This is a genomic window from uncultured Sulfitobacter sp. (assembly GCF_947500075.1).
GTDB lineage: Bacteria > Pseudomonadota > Alphaproteobacteria > Rhodobacterales > Rhodobacteraceae > Sulfitobacter.
Window position 1 is genome coordinate 124,193 of record NZ_CANMQS010000008.1, and the last position, 23,791, is coordinate 147,983.

Sequence of the window (23,791 nt, forward strand, 5' to 3'; positions counted from 1 at the left end):
GACCCATGCCAAAAAACACCCATGACGCTGATGTGGCCTTTATCCGCGCTCTCGCGGAATTGCTCAACGAAAATGATCTGACCGAATTGCAGGTCAAACGCGACTACGCGGAAAGCGACAGCCTGAATGTGCGCGTCAGCCGCAAGCCACCGCAACAGGTGGTCGCCGCCCAGATGCCCGCGCAACAGGCCGCACCCGCGCCCATGGCCTCTCCGGCCCCTGCGGCCATGGCCAGCCCGGCCCCGGCCGAAGGCGGCGGTGACGATCCAGCAGCCCATCCCGGTGCGGTCACCTCCCCGATGGTGGGGACGGTCTACATGCAGGCCGAACCCGGCGCGCCGTCTTTCATCAGCGTTGGTGCCAGCATCGGCGAAGGCGATACCCTGCTGATCGTGGAAGCCATGAAAACCATGAACCACATCCCTGCCCCACGGTCCGGCACGATCAAGCGCATCCTTGTCGGAGACGGCGATGCCGTCGAATTCGGCGCACCTTTGGTGATCATCGAATAAGGGGCCCGGGGATGTTCAACAAAATTCTGGTCGCCAACCGCGGAGAGATCGCCCTGCGCGTGATCCGCGCGGCGCGTGAGATGGGCATCCAGTCCGTCGCGGTGCATTCCACGGCCGACAGCGACGCGATGCACGTGCGCATGGCGGACGAAAGCGTCTGCATCGGGCCGCCCTCCTCGGCCCAGTCGTACCTGTCGATCCCCTCGATCATCGCGGCCTGTGAGATCACGGGTGCCGAAGCAATCCACCCCGGCTATGGCTTTCTGAGTGAAAATGCCCAGTTCGTGCAGGTGATCGAAGATCATGGCCTGACCTTCATCGGCCCCACGGCAGAACATATCCGCGTGATGGGCGACAAGATCACCGCCAAGGACACCATGAAGAAGCTCGGCGTGCCCTGCGTGCCCGGCTCCGAAGGCGGCGTCGCGACACTGGAAGAGGCGAAGAGCCTCGGCGATGAGATTGGCTACCCGGTGATCATCAAAGCCACGGCAGGTGGCGGTGGCAAGGGCATGAAGGTGGCCCAGAACGCCGCAGAGATGGAAAAAGCCTTCCAGACCGCGCGTGCCGAAGGCAAATCCAACTTCGGCAATGACGAAGTCTATATCGAGAAATACCTCACCACCCCGCGCCACATCGAAATTCAGGTGTTTGGCGATGGCAAAGGCCGCGCGGTGCATCTGGGGGAACGCGATTGCTCCCTCCAGCGCCGCCACCAGAAGGTGTTTGAGGAAGCCCCCGGCCCCTCCATCACCGCCGAAGAGCGCGCCCGCATCGGCAAGACCTGCGCGGATGCCATGGCGGACATCAATTACATCGGCGCGGGCACCATCGAATTCCTGTATGAGAACGGTGAGTTCTACTTCATCGAAATGAACACCCGCCTTCAGGTCGAACACCCGGTGACCGAAGCCATCTTTGGTGTCGATCTGGTGCGCGAACAGATCCGCGTGGCCTCCGGCCTTGATATGACGTTTGAGCAGGATACGCTTGAGATCAACGGCCACGCCATCGAAGTCCGCATCAACGCGGAAAAACTGCCCAGCTTCTCGCCCTGTCCCGGCACGATCACGCAGTATCACACGCCCGGTGGGCTGGGTGTGCGGATGGACAGCGCGCTTTATGACGGCTACAAAATCCCGCCCTACTACGACAGCCTGATCGGCAAATTGATCGTGCACGGCCGCGACCGCCCGGAAGCGCTGGCGCGTCTGGCGCGCGCCTTGGGAGAGCTGATTGTGGACGGTGTCGACACCACCGTCCCCCTGTTCCACGCCCTGCTGGCCGAGGAAGCCGTTCAGCGCGGCAGCTACAACATCCACTGGCTGGAACACTGGCTGGAAACCAACCTGAGCGACAGCTGAGCCGGCATGTCCGAGCTCACGCCGGAGATCTTGCTGCGGGCTTACGGTATGGGGATCTTTCCCATGGCCGAACACCGCGATGATCCCAGTGTTTTCTGGGTCGATCCAAAACGCCGTGGCGTGATGCCGCTTGAGGGGTTCCATCTGTCGCGTTCCCTGATCAAGGCGATGCGGCGCAGTTCTTTCACACTGGCCATCAACCGCGACTTCGATGGCGTGGTCGCCGCCTGCGCAGATCGGGTAGAGACCTGGATCAACGCAGAAATATCAAACCTTTACAGCATCCTGCACGAACGCGGCCATGCCCATTCAATGGAGCTGTGGGAGGAGGATACGCTGGTCGGTGGCGTCTATGGCGTCACACTGGGCGCTGCATTCTTCGGGGAAAGCATGTTTTCGCGCCGTACCAACGCGTCAAAAATGGCGATGGCCGCCCTTGTCGATCGCCTGAGGCACGCAGGGTACACGCTGTTTGACACGCAGTTTCTGACCGATCACCTCGCCTCCCTCGGCGGGGTGGAGATCACGCGCAGTCAGTACCACGGGCGGCTGGAGCATGCGATGGCCCGTGAGGCGCATTTTATCCGCCCCGAAGTGCCAACGCTTCAGGACGTGGTGCAGCGGATGACCCAGACATCGTAGCGCTGATGCTCCAGCGCGGACAGTGCCGGGCTTGAAGCGATCATCCAGCCTGAGAACAGCAGGCCGTCCTTGTCCACTTCGCTGATCTCAAGGGCCGCATAGGCGTTGCCAGACGGGTTGCCCGCCGGATAGCGGCAGTCCTGCATCGCGATCTGCAACCGCCCCTCCCGCACCATCTGCCCGCGCTGCACCTCAAGGTCCTTCGCATCCCCAGATGTCTTGTCCAGAACGCGCAGAATCGCGCCAGAGGCGCTTGCCACGTCCTGCGCCGCGACGGGCGCCGCGCAGACCAGGGCGCTGATCAGAATGCTCAGAAAACGGCGTGTCATCGCGTCAGCCCTATTCGGGGCTCCATGCCTCATAGTCGCCGCGCTTTTCGGGTGCGGCCTGCCGGAGGGAGCCCGCAGGCGCATAGGCGCGCATGGTGCCGGTCAGGTTTTCCACATGGGGCTTTTCCCAATCCTTGCGTTTGAGCGGCTTTTCCGTCGGCGGCTCATCCCAGGTGCGGTGCAGCCATCCGTGCCAGTCGGGGCTGACGCGGGAGGCTTCCATTTCCCCGTTGAACATCACCCAGCGGCGGCTGTCATCGGCGTTGCGGTAATAGATGTTCCCCTGATCATCCTCACCGACCTTCTGCCCCTTGCGCCACGTGAAAAACTGGGTGTTGAGCGTGCCCCGCTCCCACCATGTCAGCGCCCGGAAAATTGTGTTGAGAATGCCCATGATCTCTCCGCCTGTGGTTGGATGCGTTATGCACCATCGCGTCACCTGGGTCCAGCAGGTGTTGCCGCAAAGACTCCCGATGACGGATCCCCGCTTACTTACTTGGCGTTAAGACCCTTGCACGATACTATGCACAAAAGCAGGGAGAATACCCGATGGCGAGCAGCACAACCAAATCAAAGCCCAAAGCGGCGTCGAAAACCAAATCCACGACCAAGGCCAAAACAGCGCCCAAGGCGGTGGCAAAGTCCAGGACCGCAAGCGCGTCCAAGGTCGAACCGGCAGCGGTGTGCCATGGGGTGAAGGTACCGGACAGCCCGATGATGACCCCCGAACGGGCCAATCGCATCAATCTGGCGCGCTATGAGGGACAGGAAATTGCCGGCGCTCTGGAAGTGGTCCAACCCGGTGACCATGTGCTGGAACTGGGCGCGGGTCTGGGCATTGTTGGCGCTGTGGCCTGCAAGAATGGCAAACCTGCCAAGGTCATGTCCTTTGAAGCCAACCCGAATTTGATCCCCCATATCAATGCCTTGTACAAGATGAACCGTCTTGGCAAGAAGATCGAAGTCCGCAACGAAGTGCTGATCAGCGCGCCGGATGCCCCTCAGACGATGCCGTTTCACATCCGCAATTCCTACCTCGGCTCATCCTTGATCGAAGCGGAACATCGCCACACCACCAAGGTAGATGTAAAGGTCGCCAGTTACGCCGATGTGCACCGCGATTTCAAACCCACCGTGCTGCTGATGGACATCGAAGGGGGTGAGCTGGATTTCCTGCGCCATGCCAGCCTTGAAGGCGTGCGCGCCATTGTGATCGAATTCCACCCCAACGCCTACGGCAAGGAAGGCATGCGCGAATGCAAATCCATCCTCGCCCGTGCGGGGTTCACCCAGGTGCCGCATCTGTGCACCCGCCATATCTGGACCTGCACCTTTGATCCCAACCTGCAACCGCCGCACCCCGATGGCGGCTGGACGGAGAGCATTGAGAAGGCCGACGACGTGGTCATCGTGCCCCCGGTGGAGACGGGATTTGTCCAGCGCGCAGGGCTGCTGCACGCCGATGGCAGCTATCTGGCCAACGGTGCGCTGTGGCGCAATGGCCGCTCCCTGACCACCAAACCCGCCATGCCCGAGGGGGATTTGCCCCTGCGCAAGGGGACATGGCTCTGGGCGGGTGTGCTGTGGATGCACTTTGGCCATTTCCTTGTTGAGAGCACCTCACGCCTCTGGGCGCTGAACCAGATCAAGGACAAGATCGACGGCATCCTCTATATCCCCAAACGCCCCCGGAATGGCGACGAAGTGCTTGATATACATCGGGAGTTCGCCACGCTTATGGGTACGGAAGTGCCCGTGATCTGCGTCGACAAGCCAGAGCGGGTTGAACGGTTGATTGTCCCGGGACAGGGTGTTGGCTTGGGCAAAATGGTCTCCGGCACCGACAGCTATCGCAAGGCGATTTCCAAGCGTTTTGCCAAGAAGGTCAAGGCGGACGGACCGGAGAAACTCTATATCAGCCGCAGCAAACTGCCTGCGGGACGCGGGACACTGGTGGGCGAAGCGGAGTTGGAAGAGAACCTGATCCGCCAGGGCTACACCATCTATCACCCGCAAAAGCACGATCTGACCAGCCAGATTGCAACCTACAAGGCCGCGAAACAGATCCTCGCTGCCGAAGGTTCCGCGCTGCATCTGCTGGCCATGGTGGCCAGCCCCAAGACGCAGATCGGCATGGTGGTGCGCCGCCCCTCTGGCGCGACACAGCAATTGATCCGTCATGTGGAGAGTTTTTCGGGCAAGGCACCGGAGGTGATCACAACACTCGCCCGGTCCTGGAAACCCGCCGAAGACGCAAAACCCCGCATGTGGATGGGGGAATTGGACATGCCCGCGCTGGAACAGGAACTGACGGCCGCCGGTTTCATCAAATCCGCAAAGACAAAGTGGAAAGCACTCAGCGCGGACGATGTGAAAAAACGGCTCGGCAAGAACTTTGTCGAAGTCGAAGCCGAACCGGCCTGATCTGCGTATGAACGGCGGCTTCGACCCGCCAGCCCAATTGCCAACACTGCTGTTCAAGGCGCTGTAACGCGCCCTGAACAGCCATGTTACGCTGGCATCAAGGCCGTCACCTCAATCTCGATCCGCATTTCGGGGCGCAGCAGCCCGCATTCGATCATTGTCGCCGCTGGTGGATGCGCGCCAAATGCGCCTTCCAGATGCGGAATACAGGGCTCAAACTCTGCCCGGTCTGGCAACATATAGGTCACCCGGACCACATCAGCCATGCTTGCGCCCGCCTTCGTCAACGCCGCATCAATGATCCCAAGGGCCGATTTACACTGCGCCACGACATCGTCACCCTGACCCACTGTGCCTGCAACATGGACAAAGCCGCCCGCAACAACAGCGCGGCAGTATCCAAGTTTCTTCTCAAATTCCCCGCCGGAATGGATGCGTTTGATGGTCATGGTCTTTCCTTCTCAATAAAAAAGGCGGACCCCTGAAGGCCCGCCTTTGAAACAGTCACCCATCAGGGTTTACCCTGCGGAGGCAGGCTCTTTTTCCTTTTCGGCGTGGATCATCAAAGGCGCGGCATCAGAATTCACCGCCTCTTCGTTCACGACAACCTCGCTCACCGAATCCAGCCCCGGCAGTTCGAACATCGTATCCAGCAAGATATCTTCCAGAATGGACCGCAGGCCACGCGCACCGGTCTTGCGCTCGATTGCCCGCTTGGCAATCGCGCTGAGCGCATCTTCGGTGAAGGTCAACTGCGTCTCTTCCAGCTCAAACAGGCGCTGGTATTGCTTGACCAGCGCGTTCTTCGGCTCCGTCAGGATGGTAACCAGCGCATCTTCGTCCAGATCTTCCAGCGTTGCCAGAACGGGCAGACGGCCCACGAATTCCGGGATCAGACCGAATTTCAGCAGATCTTCAGGCTCCAGATCGGTAAAGATCTCTCCCACGCCGCGTTCATCGTTGTCCCGCACATCCGCGCCAAAGCCCATGGCAGAGCCCTTGCCCCGCTGCGCGATGATCTTGTCGAGGCCCGCAAAGGCACCGCCACAGATGAACAGGATGTTTGTGGTGTCGACTTGCAGGAATTCCTGCTGTGGATGTTTGCGCCCGCCCTGTGGCGGCACAGACGCAACCGTGCCTTCCATCAGCTTGAGCAGCGCCTGCTGCACGCCTTCGCCAGATACGTCGCGGGTGATCGAAGGATTCTCGGATTTGCGGGTGATCTTGTCGACCTCGTCAATGTAGACGATGCCGCGCTGCGCGCGTTCGACATTGTATTCGGAGGATTGCAGCAGCTTGAGGATGATGTTTTCAACATCTTCCCCGACATAGCCCGCTTCGGTGAGCGTCGTGGCATCCGCCATCGTAAACGGCACATCCAGAATGCGCGCGAGCGTTTGCGCCAGCAACGTCTTGCCGCAGCCCGTTGGGCCGATCAGCAGGATGTTGGATTTCGCCAGTTCGATATCCCCGCCCTTCTGGGCGTGGTTGAGGCGTTTGTAATGGTTGTGCACCGCCACGGACAGCACCCGCTTGGCCATGGCCTGACCAATCACGTAGTCATCCAGCACGCCGCAGATATCCTTGGGTGTGGGCACCCCATCCGTGGCTTTCAGGCCGGAGGCTTTCGTCTCCTCCCGGATGATGTCCATGCACAGCTCAACACATTCATCACAGATGAACACCGTTGGGCCCGCAATCAGCTTACGCACCTCATGCTGGCTCTTGCCACAGAAGCTGCAATAGAGGGTGTTTTTGCTGTCACCACCAGAAGAATTCGCCATCTTAACCCTTTCAGGTTCGCACTTAAACCAACGCCCCGCAGGGACGCACCGCATCCCTGCGCATATCCTAGGCCAGCACCTGCTTCGCTACAATCGCTAAATCGTCACAGATCTGTTCCCAGATCAGCTGTCATCCTTGCCCTTGCTGGGTGCATCCGGATCATCTTCTTTGCCACGGCTTTCGACGATTTCGTCGATGTGGCCCCAATCCTTGGCTTCTTCAGGCGACATGAAGTTGTCGCGATCCAGCGCCTTCTCCACCGCTTTGGCCGTCTGGCCCGTGTGCTTGACGTAAATCTCGATCAGTTTGTCTTTGATCTTCTGGGTTTCCTGCGCATGGATCATGATGTCGCTGGCCTGACCCTGATAGCCACCCGACGGCTGGTGCACCATGATGCGGGAGTTCGGCAGGGAGAACCGCATGCCCTTTTCGCCACCCACCGTCAGGATCGACCCCATCGATGCCGCCTGCCCGATCACGAGCGTGGAGACCTTGGGCCGGATGTACTGCATCGTGTCGTAGATCGACAGGCCAGAGGTCACAACACCACCGGGGCTGTTGATATACATGGAGATTTCCTTGGACGGGTTTTCCGCCTCAAGGTGCAGAAGCTGCGCCACGATCAGCTGGCTCATGCCGTCATGGATCGGGCCATTGACGAAAATGATCCGCTCCTTCAGCAGGCGGGAGAAAATGTCGTAGGCGCGTTCGCCACGGCTGGTCTGTTCAACAACCATGGGAACGAGGTTGTTGGTGTAGGTGTCGATGATGTCGTGCATATTGCCTGCCTGTATCCTGGTTTGCAGGACCATACCCGCAAAACTCTTGACCAAAGATTAGTCGTGGCGTTCGGGGGGTTCAAGAGGGGGACGGCACGCAGATGTGCGATCTTGATCTTGGCCATGCCCGGTCTACCTGCCCCGCATGGCTGACATCCCTGAACATTTCCCGCCCACACGCGCCGCTGCCTTGACCCGTCTTGAGGCATTTGCCCCCAAAACCGCCGGGCAATACGCCAAGGGTCGCAACGTCGATTTCGGCGCAGGCCGACATGAGGCGGTGTCGACCCTGTCCCCCTACATCCGCGCGCGCCTGCTGACCGAGCCGGAAGTGGCCCGCGCGGCGCTGGACCACCACCGCGCGGCAGATGCTGACAAGTTCCTGTCGGAAGTGTTCTGGCGCACCTATTGGAAGGGCTGGATGGAACTGCGCCCCGCTGTTTGGCAGATGTATCGGGCCGACCTCAACCGCCTGGCGGATGAAGTGCAGACCCAATCCGGCCTGCGGCAAAGGTGGGAAGACGCCTGTCTGGGCCGGACGGGCATCGCGCCGTTTGACGGTTGGGCAAAGGAACTGACGCAGACCGGATATCTGCACAATCACGCGCGCATGTGGTTCGCCTCCATCTGGATCTTCACGCTGAAACTGCCGTGGCAATTGGGCGCGGATTTCTTTCTGCGCCACCTGCTGGATGGGGACGCGGCAGTGAACACGCTCAGCTGGCGGTGGGTTGCGGGTATCCAGACGGTTGGCAAAACCTACCTCGCCACTGAAAGCAACATTGCCAAGTTCACCGACGGCCGGTTTACATCCGTGCCCGGTCTGGCCAGCGACGCCCCGGCAATAGCCTACCCGCCCAACCCTGCCGCAGGCCTGCTCCCGCCAGCGGCGCCCCTGCCCCTTGTGGCCCGGCATGGGGTTCTGCTGCACGGCGATGACTGTGATCCGGCCCCTTTGCGGATCAATGACATGCCCCCTCTCACCTTCGGGTATCTCGACGCCACGCAAGGCCACAGTCCCTGGCAGATGGCTCCGCATGTTGCTGCCTTCCGCCGCGCCGCAGCACGCGACCGCGCGCCAGACCTGAGCGTCATGGACAGCGCGGAAGGGATCGCCCTGTGGGCGCAAAAACACCAGCTGGATCAGATTGTTACGCCCTATGCGCCTGTCGGTCCCGTGCAGGATGTGCTGCAAGCCTACCGCGCGCGCCCCGATGCGCTGCCGCTCAACCAGCGCCGTCGGGACTTTGAAGAGGCCGCTTGGCCCCTCGCCACCAAAGGCTTCTTCCCCTTCCGCAAGCATATCCCCGATCTGGTGAATCGCTTTGTGCGCGGCCAAGGCACGTTCAGTCTGGCTGCGGGGTGAGACCTGCTGAGAGGTAATCCTCGATCATCGCAGCGACATCAGAGACCGGCTCACCCCACGCCCCCGCGCCCCATGTCACCACATCATAGCGCCCAGCGGGATCAAGTGATGTGCCGTCTGCCAGCATCAGGCCGCTGACCTTCTGTCCCTCCGCCGCATCAGGGTCCACGCCAAATGTTATCCCCTGCCCGCGCATCATCGCAGCCTTGTGCCGTTGATAGGGATCGGCATGAAAAACGGCCTCTGCCGCGTCCTGCAAAACCTGCGCCACTTCGGCACCCGACATCCTCCTCTTGCGCGCCTCACCCGGCTGGCCCCAGAGCACGGACGCCACCGCAGCGCGGGTGACGGGCGCGCCGGGAAGGACGCTCACCCCATGCTGCATACCCCCCACCAGCGCAATCTGCGCCCCCGTGGCCTGCCGCATCGCGCCGCAGATCAGATCATCCCAAGTGCTGGACAAGGCACCACGGCGGTAGAGCAGATGCGGGGCATCGCCCAGTTTCGTAGTGTCCGCCGCGACGACGTCCGGTACGACGGACGCGGCAAGCAAATCGCCAAAGACCGGGATCAAACGGTGCGCCATACCGGCCAGTTTCCCCTCCTGCACATCCAGATCAATCCGCGTCACGAACCGCCCCTGCGTGCCCGAAGCGATCAGGGCAGTACCCTGCACCCGCACAACTTCCGGAAACGCAGGTGCATCGCCGTGGCACAGGATCAGATCAATGCCCGGAACATCCCACGCGATCTGCCGGTTCGCCGCCATGCCAAGGGCGGAGCGACAGACTACCACTGCCGCCTCTGCACGTGCCTGCACCACCTGATCCGACAGCGCGTCGCGGTCCATCAGGTCAATCACGGCGAGCGGGACTTTTTGCGGTCGGATCACCTGCACAGGTGTCGTCATTTCAAGCGGTGACAATCTCTCTGCCCCCTCACCGGCAATCAGAACCGCACCGGGCCTGCGGGCGCGGATGGCCTCCACCACCGTTTTGACATGCCCGATCCCGCCCATCGGCCCGTAAGCCGCCGCATCTTCTTCAAAATGCGCAGCGGTCAGGGCGTAGTCCATGGGCTGCCGCCCTCCGACACCGAAACGAATGCGCAGCAACTCATCCGTCAGGTATTCCGGCAAATGCCGTTCACCTGTGCGCGCAATCTTCTGGGCGGAGGGGCGCATGAGGTGTGGGTGGACCTGGCCAAGGAAGTCGCCCACATGGATCAGCGTGACGTTGCCCACAGGGGCAAAATCCAGCAAATGCTGCTGATCATAGCGATCCTGCGCCCGTGCAAACGCAGGCACCACCCCAGCCACAGCAGCCGCCAGGCCTTGCTGCAAAACGCGGCGCCGCGTCAGTGAGCGCCTGTCCCGGATTGCCATGCCTCATGCCCTCCCTCAAAGACAACCATGCGTTGTCGCGCAGAAACCTTCATCCTGCCATATGAGCGCCCGATTTGATGGTCAAAACGGCAGCATCTCTTCTCCGGCTGACATTACCGGGGAAGTGGGTGGCTCGATACCCACCCAATCCATACACTCTTTTTTCAGAATTTTCGGCCCCGCCTTATCCAAGCGGGGCCATATTCTTGACTGGGGAGGGTTTCCACACATCTTACACCCCATGCAGACCGAAACCCGCCCCCCGATTGAGACGATCACCAGCAGCGCGGCATTGCGGCGGTGGTACTGGACCAAGGCAGAGCTTGAAGCCGAATGTCGCCGCCGTGGTCTCAAGATCACAGGCGCGAAGTTCACCCAGCTTGACCGCATCGCCCATTTTCTGGACACCGGAGAGACACGCCTGCCCGGCGACACCCAACCGCGCAGCACGTCGAGGTTCGACTGGCATTCCGAACCGCTCACACCGGAGACCGTCATCACCGACAGCTATCGCAACTCCCAGAATGTGCGGCGTTTTTTCAAGTCCGAAGTGGGGGCGCAGTTCAAGTTCAACAGGGCCTTCATGGCGTGGATCAAAGCCAATACCGGCAAAACGCTGAGCGATGCCGTGGCGGAATATCACCGTCTGACCGCCGCTGCCAAAGCACCGGGCGCGCAGAGCGACATTGCACACCATAATCAGTTCAACCAATACACCCGCGATTTTTTGGCCGACAATCCTGACATGGGCATGCCAGAGGTCCGGCATTTCTGGGCACTCAAGCGCAGTCTGCCATCGGAAGATGGCCGTCATCGCTACGACCGATCCGATCTAGATCTGAAAGCATAGTCATCTGCGCAACAAGGCGCGCAAGTGGTCCGAGGCCAGACACCTGCGGTGGCGACCTATTCCTGCCACGCCCGGCAGTTTAGAAAGATCGCGGAAAGGTGCCCCGCAATCGAGCAACCCGAAGTTGCACAGGAACCTGACATCACGTCACGCGGGCGCGCACTTTGTACTGATCATCATCCCACAAATCGTTGTTCATCACATCCGCGATGATCCCCACCGCCCGTGTCACATCCGCCGCGTCGATATAGAGTGGCGTAAACCCAAAGCGCATAATATCCGGCGCCCGGAAATCCCCCACAACACCGCGCGCAATCACCGCCTGCATCGCGGCATAGCCATGTTCAAACCGGAACGACACCTGAGAGCCGCGCACAGTCGCATCGCGCGGACTGGCCAGCGTCAGCGCAGGCACAGCCGCCTCCACTTCCGCTATGAACTGTTCCTGCAAAGCGATGGACGCGGCGCGCAGAGCGTGCATATCCACGTCTTTCCAAAGCTTCATCGACTCCTCAAGCGCGGCCAGTTGCAGCACAGGCGGCGTGCCCACCCGCATCCGCTCAATCCCAGCGCCGGGGGTGTAGTTCAGATCAAAATCAAACGGCCGCGCATGGCCCAGCCACCCGGCCAATGCAGGCTCAACCCCATCCGCCAGATCCGGCCGCACGTAGATGAACGCAGGCCCGCCCGGCCCGCTGTTGAGGTATTTATACGTGCATCCCACTGCAAATTCGCAATTGGACGCAGCCAGATCAACGGGCAAGGCGCCCGCTGAATGGGCCAGATCCCAGACCATCACAGCCCCTGCGGCATGGGCCATCTCTGTAATCGTCTTCATGTCGTGTTTGCGGCCCGTGCGGTAATCCACCTCCGTCAGCATCACCACGGCGATGTCATCGCTGATCGCCTCGGCCACGTCTTCTGGTGCCACGGTGCGCAGCTCATACCCCTGCCCCAGCAGCCCCACCAAACCTTCCGCGATATAGAGATCGCTGGGAAAGTTGCCGGTATCACTCAGGATCACGCGACGGTCTGGCCGCAGCTTCACGCCGGACGCCAACGCCTGATAGACCTTGATCGACAGCGTGTCGCCCATCACGACCGATCCATTGGGCGCGCCAATCAGACGCCCCACAGCATCGCCCACCCGCGCAGGCATCTCCATCCAGCCTGCCTTGTTCCAGCCACCGATCAGAAGTTGCGCCCATTCATCCGTGACCACACCCTGCATCCGCTGCGGCACGGTCTTGGGCATCGGACCCAGCGAATTGCCATCCAGATACACCACGCCTTCCGGCAAGATGAACTGATCTTTCTTCAATATGTCAGCCACTTACAGCGCTCCTCTGACGTGCCACAACTCGGGAAACAGCTCCACTTCCAGCATCCTGCGCAGGTAGGCAACCCCGCTTGTGCCGCCGGTGCCGCGTTTGAAACCGATGATCCGCTCCACCGTGGTGACGTGGTTGAACCGCCAGCGCCGGAAGTAATCCTCCAGATCGACCAACTTTTCAGCCAACTCATAGAGCGCCCAATGCGCTTCGGGCGCTTCATAGACCTTCTGCCACAGATCCTGCACCGCCGGGTCCGCTTTCCAACTGTCCGTGCCAGGCGGCCCCGCAAGGGACGCAACGCCCAAGGCATCACAGGTAATCCCAATGGCCACTTGATAGAGGCTCGGCTGCTCCAATTCCTTCTTGAGCACGTCATAGGCGACAGGCTTGTGCTTATGCAGCTTCATCAGCGCGCCAATCCGGTTGCCCAACAGGTATTCCACCTGCCGATACTGATGCGACTGAAACCCCGAGGAATTCCCCAGCGACGGCCTGAATGCGGTATATTCGCTCGGCGTCATGGTGCGCAGCACATCCCACGCTGAATTCAGCTGCTCAAAGATCCGCGCCACCCGCGTCAACATCTTGAACGCAGGTTGCAGGTTCCCCTCCAGCATCACCTTGCGCGCGGCTTCCAATTCGTGGATCGCCAACCGCATCCAAAGCTCGGAGGTCTGATGCTGCACAATAAACAACATCTCATCATGGGCAGAGCTCAGCGGATGCTGCGACGACAGGATCGCCTCCAGCCCCAGATAATCACCGTAGGACATGTCCCCGGCGAAATCCATTTTCGCCCCTTCCGAAGCCTGATCAAAGGTACTCATCACGTATCCCTCAATGCAAAACGCTGTATCTTTCCCGTCTGTGTCTTTGGCAGTTCATCAATGAACCGCACATCTCGGGGATACTTATAGGGCGCGATGGTCGCCTTCACATGGTCCTGCAAGTCCTTGATCATGCTATCATCTCCCGCAAACCCATCCGCCAGCACCACATGCGCCTGCACAATCGCGCCGCGCGCTTCATCGGGCGCGCCCACAACACCGCACTCGCTCACCGCCGGATGCGACAGCAACGCCGCTTCCACCTCCGGCCCCGCGATGTTGTAGCCGGCAGAGATGATCATATCGTCATTGCGCGCCGCGAAATGCAGGTAGCCATCCGCGTCCATGGTGAAGCTGTCCCCGGTGATGTTCCAGCCGTCCTTCACGTAGACACTCTGCCGGTCATCGGCGAGGTATCTGCACCCCGTCGGCCCCCGTACCGCCAGCCGTCCAACCTCTCCGTGCGGCACCTCTGCACCGTCCTCCCCGATGACCTTCGCTTCATAGCCGGTCACAGGCCGCCCGGTGCAGGCCGCGCGGTGATCGTCAAAGCGGTTGGAGATGAAGATATGCAGCATCTCCGTCGCGCCGATCCCGTCCAGCATCGGCTTGCCCGTCTTCTCCTGCCAGTCGTGATAGACGGGTGCAGGCAATGTTTCCCCCGCGCTGACCGCTGCGCGCAGCGAACTCAGATCCGCCCCCTCCTCCATCGCCTGCAACATCGCGCGATAGGCGGTGGGGGCCGTGAAACACACCGTCGCTTTGAATTTCTCAATGATCTCAATCATGTTGGGCGGGCTTGCGGTCTCCAACAAGGTCGCCGCCGCCCCAAACCGCAAGGGAAAGATCGCCAATCCGCCCAGTCCAAAGGTAAAGGCCAGCGGTGGGGAGCCGACAAACACATCCTCCGGCACAACACCCAGCACTTCCTTGGCGTAACCATCCGCGATGATCAGCAGATCGCGGTGAAAGTGCATCGTCGCCTTGGGATCGCCCGTTGTGCCTGAGGTGAAGCCCAAGAGCGCCACATCATCCTGCGCCGTCGCAACGCAGTCAAACTGCACGGGCTTTTCCAAGGCAAGCCGGTCGAGTTCCGCATCATGGTTCGACGTGCCGTCAAATCCCACCACCGTCTTGAGGAACTTTGACCTCTTCGCACAAGACGTCATCTCATCCATCAACCGCGTATCACACAGCGCATGGCTGATCTCAGCCTTGTCGACAATGGCAGCCAGTTCACCCGCCCGCAGCATCGGCATGGTGTTGACCACCACAGCGCCCGCCTTGGTCGCCGCCAGCCAACACGCCACCATCGCAGGATTGTTCGCGGACCGGATCAGCACCCGATTACCGGGCTTCAGCCCAAGGTCCTCGACCATTGCCGCCGCCAACCGATTGGTCCAGTCAGCCAGCTCCTTGTAAGTCCGCCTGCGCCCATTGCCGATCAGGGCGGTATGATCCCCAAACCCCTTTTCAACCATCTTGTCCGTGAGTTCCGCCCCGACGTTCAATCGATCGGGATAGTCAAACCCTTCCAACAGCAAGTCCGGCCATTCCGCCACAGGCGGCAGGTTATCACGGGAGAATGTATCGGTATGGGCGCTGCGACTGAACATGTGTTATTCGTTTGCTTCGGGTGGCAGGAAATCGACGTCATGCTCGGCGGAGATACGCACCGCTTCCTCGACATCGCTCAGATCATCCAACTGCTCAAACAGGTCTTTCAGCTTGCCCATCGGCGACACCCAGAACAGCGCCCGGCAGGGTTTGTCGGATTTGTTGAAATACCCATGGGGAATACCCTTGGGCATCCGCACCACATCCCCCGGATAGGCCTTGCTCCACACACCGTCCAGCTTCAGGTCCAGCTCCCCTTCCTGAACAAGGATGAATTCATCCTGCGTATGGTGCACATGCACCGGTACGGCGTCACCGGGGTTGGCATTGGTCTCAAACGCAAAGGAGGTGTCACAGATCACTTTGGGGAAATACCGCTGCCCCAGAATGTTCCACTCCACACCTTCGTACCCGGCGCCGTTTTCGGTAATGCCTTTTTCAAGATCTGACATGTTTCGTCTCCTCACGTTGGAAGGGGCTCATGCCCCCAGGGTTTGACGGGCGATCACCACCCGCTGGACGTCTGATGCGCCCTCGTAAATGCGCAGCGCCCGGATTTCACGGTAGAGGCTTTCGACAACCACCCCCTGCCGCACACCGTCGCCGCCAAATAATTGCACAGCCTTATCAATCACCTGCTGCGCGTGGTCCGTTGCAAACAGCTTCGCCATCGCCGCTTCCCGCGTCACCCTTGGCGCGCCTGCATCCTTGGCCCAGGCCGCGCGGTAGACCAGCAAAGCGCTGGCATCCACATCCAGTGCCATATCCGCGATATGCCCCTGCACCATCTGCAGATCCGCCAGCGGCGCCCCCTGCACATGCCGCACCTTGACCCGCGCCACCGCTTCATCCAACGCGCGCCGCGCAAAACCCAATGCTGCCGCCGCCACGGTGGAGCGAAACACATCTAACACCGACATCGCGATGCCAAACCCGCGCCCGGCTTCCCCGATCAAAGCCGAGCCCGGCACTTTGACGCCATCAAAATGCAATGTCGCCAGCGGATGCGGTGCCATCACCTCCAGGCGTTCCTCGACCTTCAACCCCGGCGTGTCGGCCGGCACCACAAAGGCCGACAGCCCCTTGGCCCCCGGTGCCTCGCCCGTACGCGCAAAGACAGTGTAAACATCCGCAATCCCGCCATTCGAAATCCACGTCTTGCGCCCATTCAGCACAAACCCGTTGCCATCCGCTTCAGCGGTCATGGTGGAACTGGCCACATCCGACCCCGACTGCGGCTCCGTCAAGGCAAAAGCCGAAATCGCCTCTCCCGACCGGGTGCGCGGCAACCATTCCGCCTGCTGCTCCGCTGTGCCGAACAACGAAATCGCCCCTGTGCCCAACCCCTGCATGGCAAAGGCAAAATCCGCCAACCCATCATGGCGCGCCAATGTCTCCCGGATCAGACAAAGGGAGCGTACATCCAGCACCTCATCCCCCTGTGCCCCCGAATGGCGCAGCCACCCGCCCTTGCCCATCATCGACACCAGGGACCGACAGGCCACATCTACATCCGCGTGATCCACCGCCCCCAACTGCCCGGACGCCCATTCATCCAGCGCATCCGCCAATTCCCGATGCCGCGCGTCAAAAAACGGCCAATCCAAAAAACTACGATCACTCATCTGCGCTCCCCGCCCCTTCCAAATGGTTCAAAAAACCCTGCCAGAGGCCTAAAATCTCTTATCCCTCAGTCGCCTTCGAACACAGGCCGTTCCTTGGCCACAAACGCCTTGTACGCCCGTTCGAAATCGCCCGTCTGCATACAGATCGCCTGCGCCTGCGCCTCGGCTTCAATGGCCTGCTCAATCGACATCGACCATTCCTGCGCCAGCATCGTCTTGGTCATCATATGGGCAAAGTTCGGCCCCGCCTTGATCTGCCGGGCCAGCTTCAAAGCGTCCGCGTCCAGATCGGCTGATGAAACCAACCGGTTGAAGAAGCCCCATCTTTCTCCTTCCTCCGCCGACATCGACCGGCCCGTGTACAAAAGCTCCGCCGCCCGCGTCTGGCCGATGATGCGTGGCAGGATCGCGCATGCGCCCATGTCGCAGCCTGCCAGACCCACGCGGGTGAACAAGAACGCGGTCTTCGCCTCCGGTGTTGCCACCCGCAAATCCGACGCCATGGCGATAATCGCCCCTGCGCCTACGCAAATCCCGTCAACGGCTGCAATCACCGGCTTGCCGCAGTTCACAATCGCCTTGACCAGATCGCCGGTCATGCGGGTGAAACTTAGTAGTTCCTTCATGTTCATCCGGGTCAAAGGCCCAATGATATCATGCACATCCCCGCCAGAGCTGAAGTTGCCGCCGTTGGAGGCAAAGATCACCACATCCACGTCATCGGCATAGACCAGATCACGGAACCAGTCGCGCAGCTCTGCATAGCTGTCGAAAGTCAGCGGGTTCTTGCGGTCGGGGCGGTCCAGCCGAACGGTGGCAATCCGGTCCTCGATCTCACATAGAAAATGTTGTGTATCCTCACGCATCTGCGCTGTCCTTCTGTCTTGTTTCTTGTGCCGTCTGTGCCGCATCTGCAAAGGCCTGCAACCGGCCGGCCATGGCGCGGGCCTCTTCGGGGCTGATGCCGCTCAGCACATCATTGATCCAGGTTTCATGGGCCGCGGCCTGATCGGCGAATTCCGCCAGCCCCGCCGCCGTAAGCCGCAGACGCATCGCGCGCCGGTCGCCGGGCACGGCGATACGTTCCACCAATCCTTCATCGCTCAGCCGATCCGCTATCCCTGTGACATTGCCGTTGGACACCCGCAACACGCCTGAAAGTTCGCTCATCTTCAGCCCATCGGGATGGCGCGACAGCGCCGACATCACGTCAAACCGCGGCAGAGTGGTGTTGTGATCGCGCCGCAGCTTTTCACGCAACTCGGTCTCAATGCCGCGCACGACTTTCAAGAGCCGCAGCCACAGCCGCAAACGGTCCTTGGCCGCTGTCATACCTCACCGCCCGAGACCGACAGCGCATGACCGTTGACCATCGAGGCCTCCGGCGAGGCGAGGAATTTGACCGCCGCCACAACTTCTTCGGGGCGGATCATCCGGCGCATCGGATTGCCCGAAACGATCCGTGCGGTGGCTTCCTCCTGCGAGATGCCGAACCGCTTGGCCACCCCTTCGGCTGCCGCATCGCCCATCGGCGTATCGACAAACCCCGGACAGACTGCATTGCAGGTAATACCTTCGCGCGCCACTTCCGTGGCCAACGCCCGCACCAGCCCCAACACCCCATGTTTGGACGCCACATAGGCCGATATATTCGGCCCACCCTGCAAACTGGCGGTGGAGGCCATGGCGATCAGACGCCCGCCCGTCTGCATGGTCTGCAAAGCCGCGCGGAAGGTCAGAAACACCCCTGTCAGGTTCACATTGATGATGCTGTTCCACTGTGCCAGCGGCATATCGCGCATCTTCATCGGCGCGCCTGCCCCTGCGTTGGCGATCACCACATCAAAAGGTTCACCAAACAGCGCCGCCACCTGCGCCTCGTCCGTCACGTCGCAGGCCACGCATGTCATCCCACGCCCGCCATTGGTTTCCTCCAACGCCTCTTTGCGCCGACCCGAGATCGTGACCGCATCCCCCTCATCCGCGAATGCCTGCGCAATGGCCCGGCCAATGCCGGACCCGCCGCCTGTCACCAATACACGTCTCATACCTGCTCCATTTCTGCGGCGCGATCCGCCAGCCGCCAAGCCTGATCCCGGCCCGCCTCATAGGGCAGCGGCCATTTGGCATGACGATCCCCGATTTCCGCGCCCGCGCGCAAGGTCCAATAGGGATCGGCCAGATGGGGCCTGGCCAGACAGACCAGATCCGCCCGCCCCGCCATCAGGATCGAATTGACGTGATCGGCTTCATAGATGTTGCCCACAGCCATGGTCTTGATCCCGCCTTCATTGCGGATACGGTCCGAAAACGGCGTCTGGAACATGCGCCCGTAGACCGGCTTGGCCTGCGTCGAAGTCTGCCCTGCCGACACATCAATGATGTCTGCCCCCGCCGCTTCAAACATCGCCGCAATCTGCACGGCTTCTTCCGGCGTCACACCGTCGTCGCCCGCCCAGTCATTGGCAGAGATACGCACCGACATCGGCTTGCCCTGAGGCCAGACCTTGCGCATCGCGTGGAACACTTCCAACGGATAGCGCATCCGGTTCTCAAGGCTGCCGCCATATTCATCCCCGCGCGTGTTCGAGAGCGGAGAGATAAAGCTGGAGATCAGATACCCATGCGCTGCATGCAGTTCGATCATGTCGAACCCCGCGCGATCGGCCATTTCCGCCGCCGCCACGAATTCATCCCGGATGCGGTCCATATCCGCCCGCGTCGCTTCACGCGGCGTGGCATTCTCATCGGACCACGCAATTGCGGAAGCCGAAACGATCTCCCAATTCCCTTCTTTCAAAGGTTGATCCATACCTTCCCAGCCCACCCGCGTGGAGCCCTTTCGCCCCGCATGGCCGATCTGGCAACAGATCTTCGCCTCCGTCTCCGCATGCACAAAATCCGTCAGCCGCTTCCACGCCGCTTCATGTTCCGGCGCATAAAGCCCCGGACACCCCGGTGTAATGCGGCCCTCAGCAGAAACGCACGTCATTTCCGTATACACCAGCCCCGCGCCGCCCTTGGCCCGCTCCCCATAGTGGATCAGATGCCAATCCGTCGGCGCCCCATCCACGGCCTTGTACTGCGCCATGGGGGAGACGACGATCCGGTTCTCCAACGTCATGTCGCGCATCTGAAACGGCGCGAACATGGGCGCGCGCACCGGGCCGTTGGCCCCTGCACCCGCCTGCTCCATGAACCACTTTTCAGCCCCTTCGAGCCATTTGCCATCCCGCGCGCGCAGGTTCTCATGGCTGATCCGCTGCGACCGCGTCAGCATGGAATAGTTCAACTGCACCGGATCGAGATCCAGATACCGCTCCACATCCTCAAACCATTCCAATGAGTTACGCGCCGCCGATTGCAGCCTCAGCACTTCCAGACGCCGCGCGTCCTCGTACTTGGCAAAGGCCGTGGCCACGTCATCCTCCGCGCAGACATGATCCGCTAGAGAGATCGCCGATTCCATCGCCAGCTTACTGCCCGACCCGATGGAGAAATGAGCGGTCGCCGCCGCATCCCCCAGCAGCACAACGTTCTCATGATGCCACTTCTCACACAGCACCCGCGGGAACCTGATCCAGGCAGAGCCGCGGATGTGGTTGGCGTTGGTCATCAACGCATGACCGCCAAGGTGGTCCTTGAAGACCTCCTCGCAGATCGCAATCGTTTCCTGCTGGCTGATGTCGCCAAAACCGTAGTTGTCAAAGGTCTGCTGGCTGCATTCCACGATGAAGGTCGCAGTGTCATCATCGAATTGATAGGCATGGACCCAGAGCCAGCCCTTGTCGGTTTCCTCGAAGATGAAGGTAAAGGCATCGTCGAATTTCTGATGCGTGCCGAGCCAGATGAACTGGCATTTGCGCACGTCGATGTCAGGTTTGAAGGTGTCCTGAAATTCCAGCCGCGTCTTTGAGTTCAGACCGTCACAGGCCACCACCAGATCATAGTCTTTCTGGTAGTCGGAGGCAGATTTCACTTCCGTTTCGAACTGCACATTCACCCCCAGCTCAATCGCGCGGGCTTGCAGGATCATCAACAGCCGCATCCGCCCGATGCCACAGAACCCATGGCCGGAACTGACCGTCTTGGTGCCTTTGTAGACCAGCGCCATATCGTCCCAATAGGCGAAATGCTTGCGGATTTCCTGCGCCGAAACCGGGTCGTTCGCCTCAAGATTGTCCAGCGTCTCATCCGACAACACCACACCCCAGCCGAAGGTATCATCAGGCTTGTTGCGCTCCAGCACGGTGATATCTGCATCAGGTCGGCGCAATTTCATCGTGATCGCAAAATAGAGGCCTGCCGGCCCGCCGCCCAAACAGATCGCACGCATCTCAAAGCTCCCTTTTCGGATGAGGTTGGCGAAAAGGTAGGGCGGTTCGCGATTTACTTCAAGCAAAAATATTTTATATATAAACTAAATGCACTACCCTGCGAAAATCAGGATCACGGTGAGCGCCAACAACACCGCCATGGTCACCATGAATGCCCGCCAGACCGGGGGGCGGGCCAGCACCGGGGCAAGCAGATGTCCGGCGGTGGTCCAGAACAGGCAAACGCACAGGTTGACCCCGGCAAAGACCACAAACAGCCGCAGGGCCTCCTGTACCGGTGGCAAGCCGATGCCAAATCCTGCGGCAGCAGCAAGGGTGACCGCCCATATCTTCGGGTTCACGGCCTGAAACCCAACGGCCTGTAAGAACGCAAACGGCCGCCCCCGATCCGTGGCCTGCCCCGCGCGCGCCGCCTGCGCAATCCGCCAGGCCAGCCACAAGATCCACCCCGCCGCGATGATCTGGAACGTTAGCTTCAAAGCGGGCATGGCGAGCAGCACCGCGCCGAGCCCCAGCGCACTGGCCGCGGCCAGCAATCCCGTCCCCACCGGCACCCCCAGCAGATGCGGGACCGTCGCCCGAAACCCGAACCGCGCGCCGGACGCGGTCAGCATCACAACGTTGGGCCCCGGAGAGAACAGCCCCGCAACGACAAAAACCAGCAGCGGCCAGGACGCCTCAACCAGCGTCATTGAACCGCGCTACCTGATCCGCGCTTCGCTTGCGGCGTCAAAGACCATGACGCGGCGCGGCTCGAAGGTGATGTCGACCGTATCGCCTTCGCGCGCCCGCTCATCGCCGCGCTCTTCGCAGATGATCCGCTCCCCGCTGAGCGTATCAAGGTGCAGATAGCTCACCCCGCCCAGCGCCTCGGACAATTCCGCTTTCATCTGACCTTGCCCCACCGTCACCTCAATATGTTCGGGCCGGACGCCCATGATCACATCCGTGCCGTCGGCCGGCAGGGAAACATCGGCCTCAACATCACGACCAAGAGCGGGCACGTTTATCCGGCCCCCTTTCACTGTCCCGCGCAGAAAGTTCATCGCAGGCGACCCGATGAACCCCGCCACGAACTTGTTGTCCGGGTCGCGGTAGAGCTCCAGCGGCGCGCCGACCTGTTCGATCTTGCCCGCGCGCAGCACCACGATCTTGTCGGCCAGCGTCATCGCTTCGACCTGATCGTGGGTGACATAAATCATCGTCGCACCGATTTCCTTGTGCAGCCGCGCGATCTCCACCCGCATCTCCACCCGCAGTTCGGCATCCAGATTGGACAGCGGCTCGTCAAACAGGAACACCTCCGGCCCCCGCACAATCGCACGGCCAATGGCGACCCGCTGGCGCTGCCCGCCCGACAGATTGGCAGGCTTGCGTTTGAGGTATTCATCCAGCTTGAGAATGTCAGAGGCCATTTTGACCTTTTCGCGGATCTCCGTCTTCGGCACGCCGTTCATCTTCAGGCCAAAGCCCATGTTCTCCGCCACCGTCATATGCGGGTACAAAGCATAGGTCTGGAACACCATCGCCACGCCACGCTCTGACGGATCGGCGCGTGTGACATCCCGCGTCCCAATGGCGATGGAGCCTTCGCTCGTCTCCTCCAACCCCGCAATCATCCGCAACAGCGTGGACTTGCCACAGCCCGAGGGGCCAACAAACACGCAGAACTCGCCATCTTCGATCTGAAGATCAATACCGTGGATGACCTGCACATCGCCGTAGCGTTTGATCGTTTTCTCCAGCGTGACACCTGTCATGGCATCCCTCCCTTATGTTCCAGTCTGTTGCAGCGGTTCCTGCCCCGGAAACCGCCAGGCTGCCCCGTCATCGGCAATGTCCCGCGCTGTGGCCTTGAGTTGCGGCACCAGAGCCTCAAGGGCTGCCATCTCTGTCATCTGTGTGGCGCCCGTGATCGACAAACCACCCAGCACCCGCCCCGCATCTGTCAGGATCGGCACGGCGATGCAGATGATCCCCGGCTCATGTTCCTCCCGATCATAGGCATGACCGCGCGCGGCAATGGCATCAAGTTCGGCCTTCAACGCCGCAGGAGTGGCCAGCGTATGCGCCGTAAAGGCATGATAGCTTTGCTGCGTCAGCAACCGCGCCTGTTCGTCCTCCTGAAGGAACGCCAGCATCGCCTTGCCGACACCCGTGCAATAGGCAGGCCCGACTTTGCCCGCCTGGGAGAACATGTCCACCGGCTGCGCGGCATTGCGCTTGTCGACATACAGCACCTGCCCGTTGTCTAGTTGTGCAAGATGCACCGTCAGGCCGATCTGCGCACTCAACCGGTCCAGATGATCGCGCGCGAGCGGTGCAAGGCTCGATTGGCTCCATGCCGCATGTGCCAGCCGAACCAGCCGCAGCCCCACGGCATAGGTTTGCTGGTCGGGGTCATACTCCAACAGGCGCTGCCGGGTGAGGGTTTGCAAGAATCGGTACAACGTGGCCTTGGGATAGGGGCTGACCGACAGCAGCGTCGCAAACCGCACCGGGCGGCCGAAACTGGCCACCTGATCAAGGACATCCATTGCTTTTCCCACTGTGCCGTCGCCGGACATGGGACCTCCTCCCGTTGATGCGCCCCGTGGTCTGCGCCACGCAAGCCGC

At 60.9% G+C, this 23,791-nt stretch carries 24 protein-coding genes; 6 read left to right on the forward strand and 18 right to left on the reverse strand.

Translation table 11 applies throughout. The features are described 5' to 3' along the window. Positions 1-5 precede the first annotated feature (5 nt). Genes accB through aat form a run of 3 tightly spaced genes read left to right on the forward strand, consistent with a single transcriptional unit; the run spans position 6 to position 2,518 of the window. On the forward strand, positions 6-512 hold the full coding sequence (gene accB, locus Q1A91_RS20770) for an acetyl-CoA carboxylase biotin carboxyl carrier protein (RefSeq protein WP_299882195.1): 507 nt from the start codon (positions 6-8) through the stop codon (positions 510-512). An 11-nt stretch (positions 513-523) separates the two neighbouring features. Continuing rightward, the gene (gene accC / locus Q1A91_RS20775) at positions 524-1,876 is read left to right on the forward strand and encodes an acetyl-CoA carboxylase biotin carboxylase subunit (RefSeq protein ID WP_299882197.1); all 1,353 of its coding nucleotides are present in this window, start codon (positions 524-526) and stop codon (positions 1,874-1,876) included. Positions 1,877-1,882: 6 nt separating this feature from the next. Further along, positions 1,883-2,518 (forward strand): leucyl/phenylalanyl-tRNA--protein transferase, encoded by a 636-nt coding sequence (gene aat / locus Q1A91_RS20780; RefSeq protein ID WP_299882199.1) that lies wholly within the window; start codon positions 1,883-1,885, stop codon positions 2,516-2,518. Here aat and Q1A91_RS20785 read toward each other — a convergent pair. After that, entirely contained in the window at positions 2,482-2,847 is a 366-nt protein-coding gene (locus Q1A91_RS20785) for a DUF2155 domain-containing protein (RefSeq protein WP_299882201.1), read from the reverse strand. The two genes, aat and Q1A91_RS20785, sit on opposite strands and share 37 nt — an antisense overlap. A 10-nt stretch (positions 2,848-2,857) precedes the next feature. Beyond that, the gene (locus tag Q1A91_RS20790) at positions 2,858-3,241 is read right to left on the reverse strand and encodes an NADH:ubiquinone oxidoreductase subunit NDUFA12 (RefSeq protein WP_299882202.1); all 384 of its coding nucleotides are present in this window, start codon (positions 3,239-3,241) and stop codon (positions 2,858-2,860) included. Between the two features lie 155 nt (positions 3,242-3,396). On the opposite strand from Q1A91_RS20790, the gene Q1A91_RS20795 reads away from it, so the two are divergent. Further along, positions 3,397-5,271, forward strand: a complete 1,875-nt coding sequence (locus tag Q1A91_RS20795; RefSeq protein ID WP_299882204.1) for an FkbM family methyltransferase — start codon at positions 3,397-3,399, stop codon at positions 5,269-5,271. An 86-nt stretch (positions 5,272-5,357) separates the two neighbouring features. Here Q1A91_RS20795 and Q1A91_RS20800 read toward each other — a convergent pair whose 3' ends face one another. From Q1A91_RS20800 to Q1A91_RS20810, 3 genes are all read right to left on the reverse strand, one after another. Beyond that, positions 5,358-5,720, reverse strand: a complete 363-nt coding sequence (locus Q1A91_RS20800; protein ID WP_299882206.1) for a RidA family protein — start codon at positions 5,718-5,720, stop codon at positions 5,358-5,360. Between the two features lie 69 nt (positions 5,721-5,789). After that, a complete protein-coding gene (gene clpX / locus Q1A91_RS20805; RefSeq protein WP_299882208.1) occupies positions 5,790-7,055 on the reverse strand; it encodes an ATP-dependent Clp protease ATP-binding subunit ClpX in 1,266 nt (421 codons plus the stop codon). Positions 7,056-7,178: 123 nt separating this feature from the next. Continuing rightward, positions 7,179-7,835: an ATP-dependent Clp protease proteolytic subunit gene (locus tag Q1A91_RS20810; RefSeq protein ID WP_299882270.1), complete on the reverse strand. Its 657-nt coding sequence runs from the start codon at positions 7,833-7,835 to the stop codon at positions 7,179-7,181. Positions 7,836-7,980: 145 nt separating this feature from the next. Between Q1A91_RS20810 and Q1A91_RS20815 the strand changes: the two genes are divergently transcribed. Continuing rightward, positions 7,981-9,201 (forward strand): FAD-binding domain-containing protein, encoded by a 1,221-nt coding sequence (locus tag Q1A91_RS20815; protein ID WP_299882210.1) that lies wholly within the window; start codon positions 7,981-7,983, stop codon positions 9,199-9,201. Here the strand turns inward: Q1A91_RS20815 and Q1A91_RS20820 are convergent. Further along, the gene (locus Q1A91_RS20820; protein WP_299882212.1) at positions 9,182-10,585 is read right to left on the reverse strand and encodes a 5'-nucleotidase C-terminal domain-containing protein; all 1,404 of its coding nucleotides are present in this window, start codon (positions 10,583-10,585) and stop codon (positions 9,182-9,184) included. The genes Q1A91_RS20815 and Q1A91_RS20820 overlap by 20 nt on opposite strands. A gap of 241 nt (positions 10,586-10,826) precedes the next feature. Here Q1A91_RS20820 and Q1A91_RS20825 point away from each other — a divergent pair, with 241 nt between their 5' ends. Then, positions 10,827-11,435, forward strand: a complete 609-nt coding sequence (locus Q1A91_RS20825) for a DUF6434 domain-containing protein (RefSeq protein WP_299882214.1) — start codon at positions 10,827-10,829, stop codon at positions 11,433-11,435. Between the two features lie 142 nt (positions 11,436-11,577). On the opposite strand, the gene kynU is transcribed toward Q1A91_RS20825, so the two are convergent. The 12 genes from kynU to Q1A91_RS20885 all read right to left on the reverse strand — a co-directional run bounded on the left by kynU (position 11,578) and on the right by Q1A91_RS20885 (position 23,742). Beyond that, positions 11,578-12,768, reverse strand: a complete 1,191-nt coding sequence (gene kynU, locus Q1A91_RS20830) for a kynureninase (protein ID WP_299882216.1) — start codon at positions 12,766-12,768, stop codon at positions 11,578-11,580. Continuing rightward, complete coding sequence (locus tag Q1A91_RS20835; protein WP_299882218.1) at positions 12,769-13,596, reverse strand: tryptophan 2,3-dioxygenase family protein; 828 nt, start codon at positions 13,594-13,596, stop codon at positions 12,769-12,771. Beyond that, positions 13,596-15,212, reverse strand: coding sequence for an AMP-binding protein (locus Q1A91_RS20840; protein WP_299882220.1), 1,617 nt, complete (start codon positions 15,210-15,212; stop codon positions 13,596-13,598). The genes Q1A91_RS20835 and Q1A91_RS20840 overlap by 1 nt, the downstream gene beginning before the upstream one ends. Positions 15,213-15,215: 3 nt before the next feature. After that, on the reverse strand, positions 15,216-15,665 hold the full coding sequence (locus Q1A91_RS20845) for a cupin domain-containing protein (protein ID WP_299882222.1): 450 nt from the start codon (positions 15,663-15,665) through the stop codon (positions 15,216-15,218). A gap of 27 nt (positions 15,666-15,692) precedes the next feature. Beyond that, entirely contained in the window at positions 15,693-16,838 is a 1,146-nt protein-coding gene (locus Q1A91_RS20850; RefSeq protein ID WP_299882224.1) for an acyl-CoA dehydrogenase family protein, read from the reverse strand. A 65-nt stretch (positions 16,839-16,903) separates the two neighbouring features. Next, the gene (locus Q1A91_RS20855) at positions 16,904-17,704 is read right to left on the reverse strand and encodes an enoyl-CoA hydratase family protein (RefSeq protein ID WP_299882226.1); all 801 of its coding nucleotides are present in this window, start codon (positions 17,702-17,704) and stop codon (positions 16,904-16,906) included. Next, complete coding sequence (locus Q1A91_RS20860; RefSeq protein WP_299882228.1) at positions 17,697-18,170, reverse strand: MarR family winged helix-turn-helix transcriptional regulator; 474 nt, start codon at positions 18,168-18,170, stop codon at positions 17,697-17,699. Before Q1A91_RS20860 ends, Q1A91_RS20855 begins: the two co-directional genes overlap by 8 nt. After that, positions 18,167-18,886, reverse strand: a complete 720-nt coding sequence (locus Q1A91_RS20865) for an SDR family NAD(P)-dependent oxidoreductase (RefSeq protein ID WP_299882230.1) — start codon at positions 18,884-18,886, stop codon at positions 18,167-18,169. The genes Q1A91_RS20860 and Q1A91_RS20865 overlap by 4 nt, the downstream gene beginning before the upstream one ends. After that, positions 18,883-21,174 carry a bifunctional salicylyl-CoA 5-hydroxylase/oxidoreductase gene (locus Q1A91_RS20870; protein ID WP_299882232.1) on the reverse strand — a complete coding sequence of 764 codons (2,292 nt, stop codon included), beginning with the start codon at positions 21,172-21,174 and terminating at the stop codon, positions 18,883-18,885. Before Q1A91_RS20870 ends, Q1A91_RS20865 begins: the two co-directional genes overlap by 4 nt. Before the next feature lie 93 nt (positions 21,175-21,267). Further along, complete coding sequence (locus Q1A91_RS20875) at positions 21,268-21,867, reverse strand: LysE family transporter (RefSeq protein WP_299882234.1); 600 nt, start codon at positions 21,865-21,867, stop codon at positions 21,268-21,270. Positions 21,868-21,876: 9 nt separating this feature from the next. Then, a complete protein-coding gene (locus Q1A91_RS20880) occupies positions 21,877-22,935 on the reverse strand; it encodes an ABC transporter ATP-binding protein (RefSeq protein WP_299882236.1) in 1,059 nt (352 codons plus the stop codon). Between the two features lie 12 nt (positions 22,936-22,947). Then, positions 22,948-23,742, reverse strand: coding sequence for an IclR family transcriptional regulator (locus Q1A91_RS20885; protein ID WP_299882238.1), 795 nt, complete (start codon positions 23,740-23,742; stop codon positions 22,948-22,950). Positions 23,743-23,791 lie beyond the last annotated feature (49 nt).

Bases quoted from the DNA above. Each gene is read 5' to 3' on its own strand.
- accB (WP_299882195.1), top strand. From the start codon at position 6: ATGCCAAAAAACACCCATGACGCTGATGTGGCCTTTATCCGCGCTCTC.
- accC (WP_299882197.1), top strand. From the start codon at position 524: ATGTTCAACAAAATTCTGGTCGCCAACCGCGGAGAGATCGCCCTGCGC.
- aat (WP_299882199.1), top strand. From the start codon at position 1,883: ATGTCCGAGCTCACGCCGGAGATCTTGCTGCGGGCTTACGGTATGGGG.
- Q1A91_RS20785 (WP_299882201.1), bottom strand. From the start codon at position 2,847: ATGACACGCCGTTTTCTGAGCATTCTGATCAGCGCCCTGGTCTGCGCG.
- Q1A91_RS20790 (WP_299882202.1), bottom strand. From the start codon at position 3,241: ATGGGCATTCTCAACACAATTTTCCGGGCGCTGACATGGTGGGAGCGG.
- Q1A91_RS20795 (WP_299882204.1), top strand. From the start codon at position 3,397: ATGGCGAGCAGCACAACCAAATCAAAGCCCAAAGCGGCGTCGAAAACC.
- Q1A91_RS20800 (WP_299882206.1), bottom strand. From the start codon at position 5,720: ATGACCATCAAACGCATCCATTCCGGCGGGGAATTTGAGAAGAAACTT.
- clpX (WP_299882208.1), bottom strand. From the start codon at position 7,055: ATGGCGAATTCTTCTGGTGGTGACAGCAAAAACACCCTCTATTGCAGC.
- Q1A91_RS20810 (WP_299882270.1), bottom strand. From the start codon at position 7,835: ATGCACGACATCATCGACACCTACACCAACAACCTCGTTCCCATGGTT.
- Q1A91_RS20815 (WP_299882210.1), top strand. From the start codon at position 7,981: ATGGCTGACATCCCTGAACATTTCCCGCCCACACGCGCCGCTGCCTTG.
- Q1A91_RS20820 (WP_299882212.1), bottom strand. From the start codon at position 10,585: ATGGCAATCCGGGACAGGCGCTCACTGACGCGGCGCCGCGTTTTGCAG.
- Q1A91_RS20825 (WP_299882214.1), top strand. From the start codon at position 10,827: ATGCAGACCGAAACCCGCCCCCCGATTGAGACGATCACCAGCAGCGCG.
- Q1A91_RS20835 (WP_299882218.1), bottom strand. From the start codon at position 13,596: ATGAGTACCTTTGATCAGGCTTCGGAAGGGGCGAAAATGGATTTCGCC.
- Q1A91_RS20840 (WP_299882220.1), bottom strand. From the start codon at position 15,212: ATGTTCAGTCGCAGCGCCCATACCGATACATTCTCCCGTGATAACCTG.
- Q1A91_RS20845 (WP_299882222.1), bottom strand. From the start codon at position 15,665: ATGTCAGATCTTGAAAAAGGCATTACCGAAAACGGCGCCGGGTACGAA.
- Q1A91_RS20850 (WP_299882224.1), bottom strand. From the start codon at position 16,838: ATGAGTGATCGTAGTTTTTTGGATTGGCCGTTTTTTGACGCGCGGCAT.
- Q1A91_RS20855 (WP_299882226.1), bottom strand. From the start codon at position 17,704: ATGCGTGAGGATACACAACATTTTCTATGTGAGATCGAGGACCGGATT.
- Q1A91_RS20860 (WP_299882228.1), bottom strand. From the start codon at position 18,170: ATGACAGCGGCCAAGGACCGTTTGCGGCTGTGGCTGCGGCTCTTGAAA.
- Q1A91_RS20865 (WP_299882230.1), bottom strand. From the start codon at position 18,886: ATGAGACGTGTATTGGTGACAGGCGGCGGGTCCGGCATTGGCCGGGCC.
- Q1A91_RS20870 (WP_299882232.1), bottom strand. From the start codon at position 21,174: ATGCGTGCGATCTGTTTGGGCGGCGGGCCGGCAGGCCTCTATTTTGCG.
- Q1A91_RS20875 (WP_299882234.1), bottom strand. From the start codon at position 21,867: ATGACGCTGGTTGAGGCGTCCTGGCCGCTGCTGGTTTTTGTCGTTGCG.
- Q1A91_RS20880 (WP_299882236.1), bottom strand. From the start codon at position 22,935: ATGACAGGTGTCACGCTGGAGAAAACGATCAAACGCTACGGCGATGTG.
- Q1A91_RS20885 (WP_299882238.1), bottom strand. From the start codon at position 23,742: ATGTCCGGCGACGGCACAGTGGGAAAAGCAATGGATGTCCTTGATCAG.